Origin of the sequence: Roseovarius pacificus (genome assembly GCF_900142665.1) — a bacterium.
In the GTDB taxonomy this organism is placed as follows: domain Bacteria; phylum Pseudomonadota; class Alphaproteobacteria; order Rhodobacterales; family Rhodobacteraceae; genus Roseovarius; species Roseovarius pacificus.
In genome coordinates this window covers 46,994-61,669 of record NZ_FRBR01000001.1, presented here as the reverse complement: position 1 = coordinate 61,669, position 14,676 = coordinate 46,994, and the positions used below count along the sequence as shown (strand labels likewise).

18 protein-coding genes are annotated in these 14,676 nt (G+C 62.2%); 7 read left to right on the top strand and 11 right to left on the bottom strand.

The window, feature by feature from the left end:
- Nucleotides 1–150: 150 nt before the first annotated feature.
- From BUB53_RS00285 to BUB53_RS00265, 7 genes are all read right to left on the bottom strand, one after another.
- Entirely contained in the window at nucleotides 151–1,494 is a 1,344-nt protein-coding gene (locus BUB53_RS00285) for a calcium-binding protein (RefSeq protein WP_073031402.1), read from the bottom strand.
- A gap of 342 nt (nucleotides 1,495–1,836) precedes the next feature.
- Entirely contained in the window at nucleotides 1,837–2,181 is a 345-nt protein-coding gene (locus BUB53_RS00280) for a hypothetical protein (RefSeq protein ID WP_073031400.1), read from the bottom strand.
- A gap of 14 nt (nucleotides 2,182–2,195) precedes the next feature.
- Nucleotides 2,196–2,528, bottom strand: coding sequence for a hypothetical protein (locus BUB53_RS00275; protein WP_073031398.1), 333 nt, complete (start codon nucleotides 2,526–2,528; stop codon nucleotides 2,196–2,198).
- Between the two features lie 88 nt (nucleotides 2,529–2,616).
- Nucleotides 2,617–2,874 (bottom strand): hypothetical protein, encoded by a 258-nt coding sequence (locus BUB53_RS22350; RefSeq protein WP_143163097.1) that lies wholly within the window; start codon nucleotides 2,872–2,874, stop codon nucleotides 2,617–2,619.
- A 9-nt stretch (nucleotides 2,875–2,883) separates the two neighbouring features.
- Nucleotides 2,884–3,222: a hypothetical protein gene (locus tag BUB53_RS22345; protein WP_143163096.1), complete on the bottom strand. Its 339-nt coding sequence runs from the start codon at nucleotides 3,220–3,222 to the stop codon at nucleotides 2,884–2,886.
- Nucleotides 3,223–3,309: 87 nt separating this feature from the next.
- Entirely contained in the window at nucleotides 3,310–3,582 is a 273-nt protein-coding gene (locus tag BUB53_RS00270; RefSeq protein WP_073031397.1) for a hypothetical protein, read from the bottom strand.
- Nucleotides 3,583–4,017: 435 nt separating this feature from the next.
- Nucleotides 4,018–4,347 carry a hypothetical protein gene (locus BUB53_RS00265; protein WP_073031395.1) on the bottom strand — a complete coding sequence of 110 codons (330 nt, stop codon included), beginning with the start codon at nucleotides 4,345–4,347 and terminating at the stop codon, nucleotides 4,018–4,020.
- A gap of 324 nt (nucleotides 4,348–4,671) precedes the next feature.
- On the opposite strand from BUB53_RS00265, the gene BUB53_RS00260 reads away from it, so the two are divergent.
- The 3 genes from BUB53_RS00260 to BUB53_RS00250 all read left to right on the top strand — a co-directional run bounded on the left by BUB53_RS00260 (nucleotide 4,672) and on the right by BUB53_RS00250 (nucleotide 7,797).
- Entirely contained in the window at nucleotides 4,672–5,388 is a 717-nt protein-coding gene (locus BUB53_RS00260; protein ID WP_073031393.1) for a DUF502 domain-containing protein, read from the top strand.
- 116 nt (nucleotides 5,389–5,504) lie between these two features.
- Nucleotides 5,505–7,142: a tetrathionate reductase family octaheme c-type cytochrome gene (locus BUB53_RS00255; RefSeq protein WP_073031390.1), complete on the top strand. Its 1,638-nt coding sequence runs from the start codon at nucleotides 5,505–5,507 to the stop codon at nucleotides 7,140–7,142.
- Nucleotides 7,135–7,797 (top strand): cytochrome b/b6 domain-containing protein, encoded by a 663-nt coding sequence (locus BUB53_RS00250; protein ID WP_073031388.1) that lies wholly within the window; start codon nucleotides 7,135–7,137, stop codon nucleotides 7,795–7,797. The genes BUB53_RS00255 and BUB53_RS00250 overlap by 8 nt, the downstream gene beginning before the upstream one ends.
- A gap of 3 nt (nucleotides 7,798–7,800) precedes the next feature.
- On the opposite strand, the gene BUB53_RS00245 is transcribed toward BUB53_RS00250, so the two are convergent.
- A complete protein-coding gene (locus BUB53_RS00245; RefSeq protein ID WP_073031386.1) occupies nucleotides 7,801–8,817 on the bottom strand; it encodes a patatin-like phospholipase family protein in 1,017 nt (338 codons plus the stop codon).
- A 67-nt stretch (nucleotides 8,818–8,884) separates the two neighbouring features.
- Entirely contained in the window at nucleotides 8,885–9,658 is a 774-nt protein-coding gene (locus BUB53_RS00240) for a 3-hydroxybutyrate dehydrogenase (protein ID WP_073033643.1), read from the bottom strand.
- A gap of 303 nt (nucleotides 9,659–9,961) precedes the next feature.
- Between BUB53_RS00240 and BUB53_RS00235 the strand changes: the two genes are divergently transcribed.
- The 3 genes from BUB53_RS00235 to BUB53_RS00225 all read left to right on the top strand — a co-directional run bounded on the left by BUB53_RS00235 (nucleotide 9,962) and on the right by BUB53_RS00225 (nucleotide 12,927).
- Nucleotides 9,962–11,797: an extracellular solute-binding protein gene (locus BUB53_RS00235; protein WP_084728755.1), complete on the top strand. Its 1,836-nt coding sequence runs from the start codon at nucleotides 9,962–9,964 to the stop codon at nucleotides 11,795–11,797.
- A gap of 22 nt (nucleotides 11,798–11,819) precedes the next feature.
- A complete protein-coding gene (locus BUB53_RS00230) occupies nucleotides 11,820–11,933 on the top strand; it encodes an entericidin EcnA/B family protein (RefSeq protein ID WP_159437749.1) in 114 nt (37 codons plus the stop codon).
- Nucleotides 11,934–12,306: 373 nt separating this feature from the next.
- Nucleotides 12,307–12,927 carry a thiamine phosphate synthase gene (locus BUB53_RS00225; protein ID WP_073031385.1) on the top strand — a complete coding sequence of 207 codons (621 nt, stop codon included), beginning with the start codon at nucleotides 12,307–12,309 and terminating at the stop codon, nucleotides 12,925–12,927.
- An 86-nt stretch (nucleotides 12,928–13,013) separates the two neighbouring features.
- Here the strand turns inward: BUB53_RS00225 and BUB53_RS00220 are convergent, their stop codons facing one another.
- A complete protein-coding gene (locus BUB53_RS00220) occupies nucleotides 13,014–13,778 on the bottom strand; it encodes a lyso-ornithine lipid O-acyltransferase (protein ID WP_407690090.1) in 765 nt (254 codons plus the stop codon).
- On the opposite strand from BUB53_RS00220, the gene BUB53_RS23345 reads away from it, so the two are divergent.
- Nucleotides 13,723–13,854 carry a hypothetical protein gene (locus BUB53_RS23345; RefSeq protein ID WP_268794032.1) on the top strand — a complete coding sequence of 44 codons (132 nt, stop codon included), beginning with the start codon at nucleotides 13,723–13,725 and terminating at the stop codon, nucleotides 13,852–13,854. The genes BUB53_RS00220 and BUB53_RS23345 overlap by 56 nt on opposite strands.
- Here BUB53_RS23345 and BUB53_RS00215 read toward each other — a convergent pair.
- Complete coding sequence (locus tag BUB53_RS00215; RefSeq protein ID WP_073031383.1) at nucleotides 13,844–14,614, bottom strand: L-ornithine N(alpha)-acyltransferase; 771 nt, start codon at nucleotides 14,612–14,614, stop codon at nucleotides 13,844–13,846. The two genes, BUB53_RS23345 and BUB53_RS00215, sit on opposite strands and share 11 nt — an antisense overlap.
- Nucleotides 14,615–14,676: the final 62 nt, after the last annotated feature.

Below are 14,676 nucleotides of genomic sequence, written 5' to 3'. Positions count from 1 at the left end.
CGGATGCTTCAACCGGTGGACCCATGGGGATGTCTCCCCCAACGGCCCGCCCGTACCTGCGGTGTAAGTGGCGCGCGTATACGCCCATGTTTCGCGCGGCGCAACCCCCCTGCTCCGGCAAAGGCGCAATGCGCCGCCCGCGGCCCCATGTCACGCCAGAAGATCGAACCCTCCGTCAGCGGTCTGGATCCGGATCTCGTCCAGACCGGCCCCGTCCTCAAGCACCCATGCAATCTGTCCGGTCGGTTTGTAGCGAATGAAGGCCTCGGCGATATCACCACTTCCGCGCCCCTCCGCCAAGGCGAAACTCACGGTGAAATCACCTGCCGTGCCGCTGGCCCCTGTCACCAGCCTGTCGCCCTCGGTATCGCTGAAATCATGGATCCACTCGGTGCCGAACCCGGTTTCCACCCCGTGGTGATAGAACCGGTCCGCGCCGCTGCCGCCGATCAGCTCATCCCAGCCCCAGCCGCCGTTGAGCCAGTCATCGCCAGCCCCGCCATCCAGCGTATCGGCCCCCGCATTGCCCGACAGCACATCGTCGCCCGCGCCGCCAAAGATGAAATCGTCAGCCGTCCCGCCCGTCAGCGTGTCGTTCCCGCCAAGGCCGTATATCACGTCGTCACCTGACGTGCCGATGATCTCGTCATGACCGGACGTGCCGTGAATGGCGGGCGCATCGCCGCTGTCGTAATGGTCCAGCAGGCTGCTTACGCCCAGAAGCTGCAGGGCCTCGTCGACGGGCCAGAAGATATTTCCGTCGGTCGGTTGCGGGATGGCCCCGTTCGCCAGCGCATCCGCCAGACCCGTTTCGTCCGGTGTGCTGATATCGTGGCCTTCGGCCCCCGGAACGTAATAGATATTGTCCGACAGAGGCCGGCCCGCACTGTGGATCGCGCCGCCCATCGCGCCCCAGTCGGACGGGTCCGAATAGACATAGGTGAAATTGTCCTCGGGGAAGGGATGATTTTCCGGCAGGCCCAGAAACCCGCCCGCGCCGGGCGCGTTGAACACGACAACCTCGCCCTCCGGGCCACTGGCGCTGGCCGTCTGCGCCAGAAACCCGCCCAGGGAATGGCCCACATAGGTCACGTCGAACGAGCCGAACGGACCGGCCTCGAGCTGTGCAAGTGTTGTGGCCTGCTTGATAAAGGCCTGCGCCGCCAGATCCTGCGGCGACACCCCCGCCACGGCCAGCGAGAAATCGGCGAGGAAGTCGGGCAGGAATTCTGCGGGATCATTGGGAAATCCTTCGGTCCCGGTGAAGGCGATGACCAGTTCATTCGTGGTCTCATTGAAAAACGCCCGCGCCTGAAAACCAAGCGGGCCATTCACGATCTGAGTGATTTCCGTGTAGAAGCTGCCATTCGACCCCGCGACGGGATCGTTCAGACTTCCGGTGTTTATGCTGCCATCCGGGTTGTATCGTTGTTGATATGTTTGGTGGGCGATCTGCGCCAGCGCATCCAGTGTCATCGTGTCGGCAATCGTCATCATTTTTCTCCTACAGGGAATTCACTCGAAAGGTTTTGACCCCCCGCCCTCCGGGAACGGAAATCCGCGACGGATGTGGCGGCAAAAGGAGACTGGGGCCGTAGTAAGTAAGGTAAACGCTGCTCACAGGCTTCCCTGACGGCCACCAGCAGGTCATGTACTGATCGCTGCGGCCTTCGTTATAAACATCGCAGGCGACATGCCTGCCGCGCAGCTTTGGCATATGCCGTGCGGGGATCGACGTGGGCGGATCGGCCAAGAGCGCCTGATAGATCGGGTCGTTCTCAGGTCTGGGGCCGCAAGCCGTCAGGGCAAGGACCACGACAACGACCCCTGTTCTCCTCAGCATGGCCGCACGCCCTGCGGCGACACCCCCGCCACGGCCAGCGAGAAATCGGCGAGGAAGTCGGGCAGGAATTCCGATGCATCGAGATCGTCCGCCCCTTCGGTCCCGGTGAAGGCGATGACCAGTTCATTCGTGGTCTCGTTGAAGAACGCCCGCGCCTGAAAGCCTGTCGGATCGTCCATCCACGGAACCTTGAGGTCCAGCCCCTTATCCGCTGCGACGAGTTCGGTGTAGGTCCCGAAGGACCCGGCGGACACATCGGCAATTGTAGCCGTTTCGTCATAGGCGTAATCGGCAATCGTGGCATAGGCTCCAAGAAGGATCGGGTTTGTAACGGTCATGGTTTCGCTCTCCCTCAGTTGAACGGCATATAGTCGGTTACGGGTTCACCACCGCGTGACATGATGTTGGACGGATGGGGAGGGCGCAGCCCGCCGCCATAAAACGAAAGATATGCGAGAGGCTGGACTGAAAGACGTGCTGGCCACCAGCACGTCATGTACTGATCCGCGCGCCCTTCGTTATAGACATCGCACGAGACAACGCCCCTGCGCAGTTTCGGCAGGTGCCGCGCGGGGATCGACGTTGGAGGATTGGCCTTGAGTTCCTTGTAGACCGGATGGTTCTTGCGGCCAGGTCCGCAAGCCGTCAGGGCAAGCGCCGCGCAAAGGAGGATCAGGGATTTCATGAGAGGAACCTTCACTCGTTAAAACAACAACCGGCAATCACCGGCAACACAACCTATGCGGGATCATCGCCCGGGCAACCGCCTCACGTCAAGCGGCACATCGCCACGCCTTGACGTCGAGATCGTCCGCCCCTTCGGTCCCGGTAAAGGCGATGACCAGTTCATTCGTGGTCTCGTTGAAAAACGCCCGCGCCTGAAAGCCGAGCGGGCCATTCACGATCTGAGTGATTTCCGTGTAGAGGCTGCCATTCGCACCCGCGACGGGGCCTGTCGTTGAAAATCTTGAGTAGGTGAGTTGCGCAATAGTGGCCAGCGCACTTAGGGTTTCGGGATTTGTAGTGGTCATTATTCACCTCTATTTTACTGGTACGCGCCCAACTACGGGTGCTCCGCCGGGAACAGAAATCATTGAAGGGGTCGGTGGTCTGATCACGCTTGGTCGATAATACGTCAGGTATGCCGATTGCACAGGTTTCAACCCATCCTGCGGCCACCAGCACGTCATGTACTGATCGCTGCGGCCTTCGTTATAGACATCGCAGGCGACATGCCCGCCGCGCAGCTTTGGCATATGCCGTGCGGGGATCAACGTGGGCGGATCGGCCAAGAGCGCCTGATAGATCGGGTCGTTCTCAGGTCTGGGGCCGCAAGCCGTCAGGGCAAGCGCCGCACAAAGGAGGATCAGGGATTTCATGAGAAGAACCTTCACTCGTTAAAACAACAACCGGCAATCACCGGAAACACAACCTATACGATAGTTTCCCCGATCACCCCACCCCGATCAAGTGGCGCATCGCCACGCCTTGACATCGAGATCGTCCGCCCCTTCGGTCCCGGTAAAGGCGATGACCAGTTCATTCGTGGTCTCGTTGAAGAACGCCCGCGCCTGAAAGCCGAGCGGGCCATTCACGATCTGAGTGATTTCCGTATAAAGGCTGCCATTCAAACCGGCGACAGTTGGCGTCGGTTCGATATCGTACGGCGCAAAGTCATAATACGTCTGCTTCGCAATGGTTGCATAAGCATTGAGTTTCGCGGCACTTGTAACAGTCATGCGATTTCCTTTCACAGCCGAAAGTACGTAACACCGTGTCCACCCGGCACGGAGATTTGCGATGGTTCAGGTGGGCGAATTGAATTGGGTGGATAGTAGGTAAGTGACACGACCTGAGTTGGCCTGCCCCCCGGCCACCAGCACGTCATGTACCGATCGCGGCGGCCTTCGTTATAAACATCGCAGGCGACACTCCCCCTGCGCAGCTTTGGCATATGCCGTGCGGGGATCGACGTGGGCGGATCGGCCAAGAGCGCCTGATAGATCGGGTCGTTCTCAGGTCTGGGGCCGCAAGCCGTCAGGGCAAGGACCACGACAACGACCCCTGTTCTCCTCAGCATGGCCGCACGCCCTGCGGCGACACCCCCGCCACGGCAATCGTGGCATAGGCTCCAAGAAGGATCGGGTTTGTAACGGTCATGGTTTCGCTCTCCCTCAGTTGAACGGCATATAGTCGGTTACGGGTTCACCACCGCGTGACATGATGTGGGACGGATGGGCAGGGAGCAGTCCGCCGCCATAAAACGAAAGATATGCAACGGGTGGGATGGAGTACGACGGCCACCAGCAGGTCATGTACTGATCGGCCCGCCCTTCGTTATAGACATCGCACGAGACAACGCCCCTGCGCAGCTTCGGCAGGTGCCGCGCGGGGATCGACGTGGGCGGATTGGCCTTGAGTTCCTTGTAGACCGGGTGGTTCTTGCCGCTTGGTCCGCAAGCCGTCAGGGCAAGCGCCGCGCAAAGGAGGATCAGGGATTTCATGAGAAGAACCTTTCACTCGTTAAAACAACAACCGGCAATCACCGGCAACACAACCTATGCGGGATCATCGCCCAATCACCCCACCCCGATCAAGTGGCGCATCGTCACGCCCTGCTATCGATCCCGCCCTCCGCGCCGGGCCCCCGGCCATGGCAACCGCCCGCCCGAAACCCGCAAGGCGGAAACTCCGGACCCTCCGCCGAAAACCGCCCACCGATCGGGCGGCCCGCGCCGTCCGGTCGCGATGTGCGGCGCAAACCCATTGTGAGCGCCCCGCAAACCCCTTAGATAGCGGATATTGCTCAGCAAAGCAGTTATACCCGGATGACCACGCCTTTCGACGACCTTCCAGACCCGACCCGCAAGCCCGGCAGGTTCGCCGGGCTGCGCGCCAGCTTCCTGACGGGGATCGTCGTGATCGCCCCTGTCGCCCTGACGATCTGGCTGGTCTGGTCGCTGATGGGCTGGGTGGACAGCGTGGTCCTGCCACTGGTTCCGATCAATCTGCGCCCCGAGCATTACATCGGCATCAACCTGCGCGGCGTCGGGCTGATCATCTTCCTGATCTTCACCGTGATCGTCGGCTGGGTCGCCAAGGGGCTGATCGGCAAATCCCTGATCCGCTTCGCGGAATCGCTGGTCAACCGCATGCCGGTGGTCCGTTCGATCTATTCGGGCGTCAAACAGATCGCCGAAACCGTCTTCGCCCAGTCCGAGCGCAGCTTCGAAAAGGCCTGCCTCGTGCAATACCCGCGCAAGGATATCTGGGCCGTGGGCTTCATCTCCACCGCCGCCAGGGGCGAGGTGAACGAAAAGGCGGAAACCGGCTCGGACCTGCTCAGCGTCTTCGTGCCCACCACCCCGAACCCGACCAGCGGCTTCCTGCTGTTCTTTCCGCGCGAAGACGTGATCGAACTGGACATGAGCATCGAGGACGCGGCCAAGCTCGTGATCTCGGCCGGGCTGGTCTATCCCGGCCAGGTCGACCCGAACGATCCCCGCCCCAAGGCAGACAAATCCAAGGCAGATAAATCCGGCTGATCGCGCGCGAATACATCAGATGCGCATGTTTCACCTTGCGCCAGATCAATGCCCCGGGCGACAAAATCATATTCCAATTCCGGAATGCAGATTCTGTCAACACTTAGGGTGCGCCCATGATTCGCCTCTTGCCACCACTCCTGCTGTCGGTCCTTGCCGTCGCGGGCTCCGCCCTCGCCCAACAGGGCTCGGCCCCCGCCCTGCCCGGCTCCGGCAGTACCACGGATCATTCCAAGTTCGAAATTCTGCAAAAAGAGTTCACCTCGGGCCCCGAAGTCACCCGTGCCTGCCTGTCGTGTCATACCGAGGCCGACGATCAGATCATGCACTCCATCCACTTCAAATGGGAGTTCGAACACCCCGAAACCGGCCAGATGCTGGGCAAGCGCAACGTGATCAACGCGTTCTGCGGCTCGGTCGCCGGAAACGAACCGCGCTGCACCTCCTGCCATGCCGGCTATGGCTGGGAGGACATGAATCAAAGCTCGGCTCAGGCGCAGGCCACGCCCGATTGCCTCGTCTGTCACGACACCTCGGGCCAGTACACCAAAACCGCCACCGGCGCGGGCCACCCGCCGCTCGATCCGGTGCCCGCCGGCAGCCAGACGATCACCGGGGCCGCGTCCTGGCCCGTCGATCTGGGCAAGGCCGCGCGCAGCGTCGGCATGCCGGGGCGCGACAATTGCGGCAACTGTCACTTCTACGGCGGCGGCGGCGATAACGTGAAACACGGCGATCTGTCCTCGGCGCTTTACGAGCCCTCGCTCGCCACCGATATCCATATGTCCCCCGAAGGCGGGGATTTCACCTGCGCCACCTGCCATGTCAGCGATCGGCACAACTGGGCCGGGTCGCGCTACATGATGCAGGCCACCGATCCGCACGGCACCGGCAAACCCGGCGAGCCGCGCGGTGCCGCCACCTGCGAAAGCTGCCACGGCAACACGCCCCACCCGGCGGGGCTGAAGGGCATGAAGCTCAACGACCATACCGACACGCTGGCCTGCCAAAGCTGCCACATTCCCGAATTCGCCCGTGGCGGCGTGGCCACCAAAACCGTCTGGGACTGGTCCACCGCCGGCAGGCTCGACGAACAGGGCCGGGCGATTTCGATCTCGGACTATCTGGAAGCCGACGGCGATCACCGCCACACCTACCTGTCCACCAAGGGCGATTTCGAATGGGGCGAAAACGTGGTGCCCTATTACGCATGGTTCAACGGCGTGGTCGAATACACCACCGGCGACCTCAAGATCGACCCGACCCGAACGGTCGAGATCAACCCGATCCACGGCACGCCCAACGCGCCCGACAGCCGCATCTGGCCCTTCAAACGCATGGAAGGCCGTCAGCCCTATGACAGCGTCAACAACGAACTGGTCTATACCCAGGTCTGGGGCCCCGATACCGACACCGCGCTATGGACCAATTTCGACTGGGCCAAGGCGATCGACGCGGGCATGAAAGCCGCCGGAGAGGAATATTCGGGCGAGTTCGGCTTCGTCGATACCCATATGTACTGGCCCATCACCCATATGGTCGCCCCCGCCAAGGACGCCGTGGACTGCGAAAGCTGCCACGCCAAAGACGGCCGCATGGCCGGGATCACCGGCGTGAACATGCCCGGCACCGCCCCCTATGACACGGCGGGCATCCTGGGCCTCGCCATGCTGCTGGCCTCAATGGGCGGGGTTCTGATCCACGCCGCCATCCGCCTGCTGCGCCCTTCGAAAAACGGAGCCTCCCATGACTGAGCGTTACGTCAAGGTCTACCCCCGGTTCGAACGCTTCTGGCACTGGACGCAGATGCTGCTGATCGTGGCGCTGCTGTTCACCGGGCTGGGGCTGAACGGGCTGCACACGCTGATACCCTTCGGCCCGGCGGTGATGCTGCATACGGTGGCCGCGCTGGCGCTGATCGTGCTGTGGGTCTTTGCCATCTTCTGGCACCTGACCACCGGCACATGGAAACATTACGTGCCCACCCGCAACGGGCTGGTCCGGGTGGCGAAATTCTACCTGTTCGACATCTTCAAGGGCGATCCCCACCCCTATCGCAAGGCCTACTGGCGCAAGCACAACCCGCTTCAGTCGATCACCTACCTTGCGCTCAAGATCATCCTGTTTCCGGCAATCTGGATCACCGGCCTTCTGGCGCTTGGCTGGAATTTCTGGGAAGGCGCCGAAAACGCCACCGCTTTGGCAGGCTGGGTCACGGGCATTCACCTCGTCGCCGCCTACGCCATCGCCGCCTTCGTGATCGCCCATGTCTACCTGCTGACGGTCGGACACTCCTTCCGCGAACATGTCAAACCGATGATCACCGGCTTCGACAAGATCGACCTCACCCCCGAGGAAGAGGCCTATCTCGAAGCCGACGAACCGGGACGGATCAGGCCGCGCGGCTGACCCTCACGAGAACATCGCCGCCAGATCCACCGTGCCGCGCCTGTTCAGCGCGTCCCGGTGCTGGCTCAGGAACATCTCCGCCGCCTCTCGGCCCGCATCGCGCAGCTTGTGCAGCATCCAGGGCGTCGGCACCAGCTTGCTGGCCACGGACAGTTCTCCCATCAGCGCGTCATCCGAAATCATGTGCACATGCACCCGCTTCATCGCGCCGTCGCTCATTGCCCCCTGATCCAGAAGGCGCTGCACGAAATGAATGGCGCGCAATTCCCGCAACAGCGACGAATTGAAACTGATCTCGTTGATCCGGTTCTGAATCTCCTGCGGGCTGCGCGGCACCTCCTCGCGCTCCAGAGGGTTGATGTTCACGATCACGATATCCTCGGGCAGATCGGACCCGAACAGCGGAAACAGCGCCGGATTGCCGGTATAGCCCCCGTCCCAGTAATGCGCCCCGTCGATCTCGACCGCCTGGAACAGCGTCGGCAAACAGGCCGAGGCCAGAATGCTGTCGGTCGAAATCCCGTCTCCGGTGAACACCCGGATCTTGCCCGAATGCACATTCGTCGCGCTGACGAAAAATCGCGGCCCCTCGTCGGCACAGACCGTTTCGTAATGAAACTGCTGCACGATCCGTTCCAGCGGATTGCGGTAAAACGGCCCATAGGCATAGGGCGACATGACCCGGCTCATGGTGTCCACGGCGGCATAGGGCATGGACGCCTCCAGCGCCGCGCTCATCAGCCCCGGCGCAGGCCCCGCCATCCAGGCGGGCATGCGCATGTCCTGCACCGCCCCCATCTGGCTCCACAGCCAGTCCAGATTGGCCTTCGCGCCCGCGCGCCCGTCTTCCAGCACCCCCGACTTGAACGCCGCCCCGTTCAGCGCTCCCGCCGAAGTGCCCGAGATCGCCGCCACCTCTATCCCGTCATCCTCCAGCAAACGGTCCAGCACACCCCAGGTGAACGCGCCATGCGCGCCCCCGCCCTGAAGCGCCAGGTTGATCCGCTTCTTTTTACTCACACCACACCCCGTTTCTTCTTGCCCGAAATAGCCCGGGGAGCACGAGAGGATGAGCCCCTCGCCCCGGTCACAACGCCGTCCAGCCGCCGTCGACGCTGATCGTCGTCCCCGTCACCTGCGCCGCCGCATCCGAACACAGGAACAACGCCGTGCCGCCCAGTTGTTCGACCGTGGCGAACTCCTTCGAGGGCTGGCGCTGCAACATCACGTTTTTGATCACGTCCTCGCGGGACATGTCGTATTCCTTCATCGTGTCGGGAATCTGCGCCTCGACCAGCGGCGTCAGCACGTAACCGGGGCAGATCGCGTTGGCGGTGATCGGCTCCTGCGCGGTTTCCAGCGCCGTGACCTTGGTCAGCCCGACGATCCCGTGCTTGGCCGCCACATAGGCGGATTTGAACGGGCTGGCGGTCAGCCCGTGGGCGCTGGCGATGTTCACCACCCGGCCCCAGCCGGCCTTGCGCATCATCGGCAGCGCCGCAGCGGTGGTGTGAAACGCCGAATTCAGGTTGATCGCGATGATCGCGTCCCATTTCTCGGTCGGAAACTCGGCAATCGGCGCGACATGCTGGATGCCCGCATTGTTGATCAGGATATCGCAGGCCCCCGCCTGTTCGATCAGCGCGCGGCATTCCTCGGGCTTCGACATGTCCGCCTTAATGTAGCGCGCGCTCACCCCATGCTCTTTTCCGATTCGCTCCGCCAGCGCGTGATCGTCCTGCGAATCGGTGAACGAGTTCAGAACCACGTTGACCCCGGCCTTCGCCATCTCCTCGGCGATGCCCAGCCCGATCCCCGAGTTCGATCCGGTAATGACGGCTGTCTTGCCTGCTGCGCTCATCTTGGTGCCCTCCATGACATATGCATACGCAGCATAAATGCCGCATTCGCGAATGCCACCGGAAAACACGAACAGTCGACTGTGCCCTGATGCGCGGCCCGGAACCGGACGAAAAAAAAACGCCGGCACGAAGCCGGCGTTAAGTTATTGAGGCAGGTTTCATACAGGCAAGAAACCTATCGAGCAGTAACCCCTTTATAAGCAATCCGGCGCTCTCATCCAAGCTAAAAGTTTGAAAACCCATGAATCCGTCACTACGGTCCCGGTTCAAGCACACAAGGCACAGCGGAGATTGTTGCCAGAATGAGACCGGTTTTTTTCCTGCCATTAAAGGCCGCCGCATTGCTCGCGGCCGGGCTTTTCACCTGTCAAGCGGCATGGTCCGACCCCGCGCATGGCATAGCTATGTATGGCGACCCCGCCCTGCCACCTGATTTTGTGTCCCTGCCCTATGCCAACCCCGACGCGCCCAGGGGCGGGCGCGTGGTCACCGGCAATGTGGGCAGCTTCGATTCGCTCAATCCCTTCGCGCTGAAAGGCACCCCGCCCTGGCAGTTGAGCTACCTCACGCACGAATCCCTGATGGGCCGTTCCTGGGACGAACCGTTCACGCTCTACGGCCTTCTGGCCGAATCGGTCGAGACCGGGCCGAATCGCGAATGGGTCGAATTCACCCTCCGCCCGCAGGCCCGATTCTCCGACGGCAGCCCCGTCACCGTCGCCGATGTGATCTGGTCCTACGAAACGCTCGGCACCCAGGGGCACCCCCGCTACCGCACCCTCCAGGATCAGGTCGCAAGCATAGAACAGACCGGCCCGCGCAGCGTCCGGCTGACCTTCGACACCGAAGACCGCGAACTGGCGCTGATCGCCGGGCTGCGCCCGATCCTGAAGAAATCCCAATGGGACGGGCGCGATTTCGCCAATGCCGCCCTTGGCGACATTCCCATCGGATCGGCCCCCTATGTGGTGGCCGATTACGAGGTGGGCCGCCACGTCACCCTGCGCCGCAATCCCGATTACTGGGGCAACGATCTGCCCCTGCGGCGCGGCACAAACAATTTCGACGAAATCCGCATCGAATTCTACGGCGATAACACCGTGCTGAAAGAGGCGTTCAAGGCCAGGGCCCTGTCATGGATTCGCGAATTCAACGCCGACCGCTGGGAAACCCAGTACGATTTTCCCGCCGTCCGCTCGGGTGAGATCGTCAAATCGGAGATTCCCCATTCCACCCCCTCGGGCATGACCGGTTTCGTGATGAACACCCGCCGCCCGCCGCTGGATGACTGGCGGGTGCGCGCGGCGCTGATCCACGCCTTCAACTTCGAATATATCAACGACACGCTCACCGGCGGGCGGCAGCCGCGCATCACCTCGTATTTCTCGAATTCCGACCTTGCGATGCAGCCCGGCCCGGCCACGGGGGCCGTGCGTGACCTGCTGGAACCCTTTGCCGGGACCCTGCCCCCCGGCACGCTCGAAGGCTACGCCCTGCCCATCGGCGATGGCTCGGCCCGCAACCGGAGCAACCTGCGCAAGGCGATGGCGCTTCTGGAACAGGCCGGGTGGACGGTACAGGACGGCGTGCTGAAAAACGCCGACGAACAGCCGCTCGAACTGACCGTCCTGTTGCAGCAGGACGCACTGATTCAGCAGGCCACGGCGATCATGGATATCTACGCCCGTGCGCTGGAACGCCTCGGTATCGCGCTCGACGTGCAATCCATCGACAAGGCGCAATATGCCGAACGCGAGCGCATGTTCGATTTCGACCTGACCTTCATGCGCCGCTCGCTCTCGCTCAGCCCCGGCAACGAACAACGTTTCTACTGGGGCTCCGAGGCCGCCGACCAGCCCGGCAGCCGCAACCTGATGGGCATGCGCTCGCCCGCCGCCGATGCGATGATCGACGCCATGCTGACCGCGCGCAACCGCGAAGACTTTGTCGCCGCCACCCGCGCACTGGATCGCGTGCTGACCGCCGGGCGCTACGTGATCCCCATTCATCAATACGCCGTGGGCAGAATTGCCCATATCCGCGAATTGCGCTATTTAAAGGATCATCTGCCGATCTACGGGGACGGCGTCGGCTTCCTCCCCGAGGTCTGGTGGTACGAAAAAGATCAAGAGCAGTAAGACCCACAAAGAGGTAAACCCCATGCGCAACCTGATCGCTCTGGCCCTGATCGCGGCCCTGTCGGCCTGCGCCACCGTCGATGGCGTCGGGCGCGACATCTCCGGCGCGGCGCGCGGCGTGCAAAGCTGGTTCTGAGGCTGGCGCAGCCCCGTGCGGGATCGGAAGCACGAAAATACGCGGTGCCGCGGACTTTCTCCTGCGCGAAACAGCGCCGAAGGCGCCGCGCATCGCCAGACCGCCCCCCCCCGGGCTGGCGATTTGGTAAGGACAGTGCGCCATTCAGGGCTATTTCGAATTTAGCGGGCATAAACTGCATTGAATGACCGTTTTTTCGCCACCCCGCGGTCTGGCAATGCGCGGCTCGTCATCCAGAGGTTCCGCACCACCAGGAAACGCGCTTCCAGTCCTCTGGCGGTCATCCCTGCCCCGTCACCAACAAACCCCACTTGGCGCGCCCGGTCCTTCCACGCTATAGGGGCTGGACCCGATAACGCAGGAGCGCCCGACAATGGCCGAGCCCGAGCAGCCGCAAATCTACCTCATCACCCCGCCCGAGATCGAGCTCTCCACCTTCCCGGACCGGCTGGCCCGCGTGCTGGACGCGCACGAGGTCGCCTGCGTGCGCCTCGCGCTGGCCACGCGCGACGAAGACCGCCTGTCGCGCGCCGCCGATGCCTGCCGCGAGGTGACCCACGCCCGCGACATCGCGCTGGTGATCGACAGCCATCTGATGATGGTCGAACGGCTGGGGCTCGACGGGGTTCACCTGACCGACGGCGCGCGCTCGGTCCGCGCCGCGCGCAAGGAACTGGGCGCCGAGGCCATCGTCGGATCGTTCTGCGGCACCTCACGCCACGAAGGCATGAACGCCGGTGAGGCCGGGGCGGACTATGTCAGTTTCGGCCCCGTAGGCGCGACCGGCCTTGGCGACGGGTCCGTGGCCGATCCCGAATTGTTCGAATGGTGGTCGCAGATGATCGAACTGCCCGTCGTCGCCGAAGGCGCGCTCGATACCGCTCTGATCCGGACCCTGACCCCGGTCACCGACTTTTTCGGCATCGGGGACGAGATCTGGAAAGCCGACGATCCCGCCGCCGCTCTGGGCGATCTGATCGCCGCGATGGGCTGAGTTGCGTCCCTGATGGACACAGGTTCCGGCTGGCGGGTCTGATTTCGTACAAAACCCGCGTACACTTCGTACAAAACGTACGAAACTCAGCTCATCCGCCGCTCCGGCGGCATACCTTGCCGCACAACCCGCTCCACATGCGCCGCCAGATCCTTGCGGCTGGCGAATTCGTCAACCTTTTCAGGGGGATGGTAAACGACTTTGACCCCACCCTGTCGGGCCGAGGCCAGCACCCGCAACAAATGCGGCCCAAACTCCATATCGCCCCACCACCCGTAAAACCGCGCATCCGCCCCCTCCGGCGCGGTATAGATCAGACTGACCGGTTGTATATACATTTCATGCCTCAGATCGGGCGTGAAGAACGCCTGAAAAAGTGCTGATTTAAAAGGTAAAACCCGCATATTGTCGGTCGATGTTCCCTCGGGAAAAAACAGCAGTTTATGCCCCGCCAGCAACCGGGATTCGAACATGTCCTTCTGCCGCTTCGCCTCCCGCGGATCGCGGTTGATGAACACGGTCCCCGTAATCCTCGCCAACGTCCCGATCCCCGGCCACCCGGCCACCTCGGATTTGGAAACGAAATAGATTCTCTTGCGCGCGTTGAGAGCAAAAATATCCAGCCATGACGCATGGTTAGACACCACTGCTCCAGCGGTTTTCATGGGCGTTCCACGGCTTTCAAACCGCATTCCCAGGACCATGAACGCGATACGGCAAACCCATTGCGTGATGAACGGCGTCCACGGCCGATGCAACCCATACAACACCCGCTCAGGCCCGCGCAGCAGCACCGTGGCCACCACACCCGAGGTCAATACGAAACTCAGTATCCCGCCCCTCAACACCACATATACCCACCCCAAGGGCGGGATCGGGTCATCGGGTGGAACATCCCCCGAATTCCAGATGAAGTTCACCCTGTAACACCTTTGGAATAAATTGATTTTTGCTTTTCGCTCATATCGCTTGTATCCACGACAAGGCAAACATCCGTGGTATTGAATGCCCGATCGACAAAGGCCCCGTCCCCGACGAATCCGCCAAGCCGCAGGTAGGCCTTGATCAACGGCGGCACCTGCAACATCGCCGCCCGCCGATCCAGTTTTTCCTCTGGAATCAGGTTCATCGTCTGATAATGCGCCGCCTGCGCGCGCACCCGCAACGCCTCGGGCGCCAGATGCCGATGATGGAGCAGCGACAACGGTTGCGCCAGATCCTGCGGGTTGGTGCCATGAAAACTGGCGACTCCGAACAGGATTTCCACCTCATGTTCCGCGATATATGCGGCCAATGCGCTCCACAGGTGATAAAGACCGGCCCCGCCACGATAATCGGGATGAAGGCATGAGCGGCCAAGCTCCATAACCTTTCTATTACAATGCCTTAGAGCGGAAAGATCATACTCGTCCTCGGAATAGAACTGCCCGGCATGGGCCGCCTGATCGTCGCGCAGCAGGCGGTACACACCCACCACCGCGCCATCGGCGGCATCGTCGAGCAACAGCAGATGATCGAAAAACGGATCGAAACGATCCTGCTCCAGCCGCGCGTCGTGATCGACCATCGGCCCGCTGCCGCCCAGTTCCTTGATGAACACGTCATAGCGCAAACGCTGCGCTGCTTGCAGTTCATCAGCGGCGGCCGCCAGTTTGACGCGGAATTGCGGGGGGTTGTCCGGGCTCATGGGCGTCTGAATGTCCTTGCGCGTTGTGCCGGGGTTGTAGGAAAGCTGCGCCGCAAAGGCAA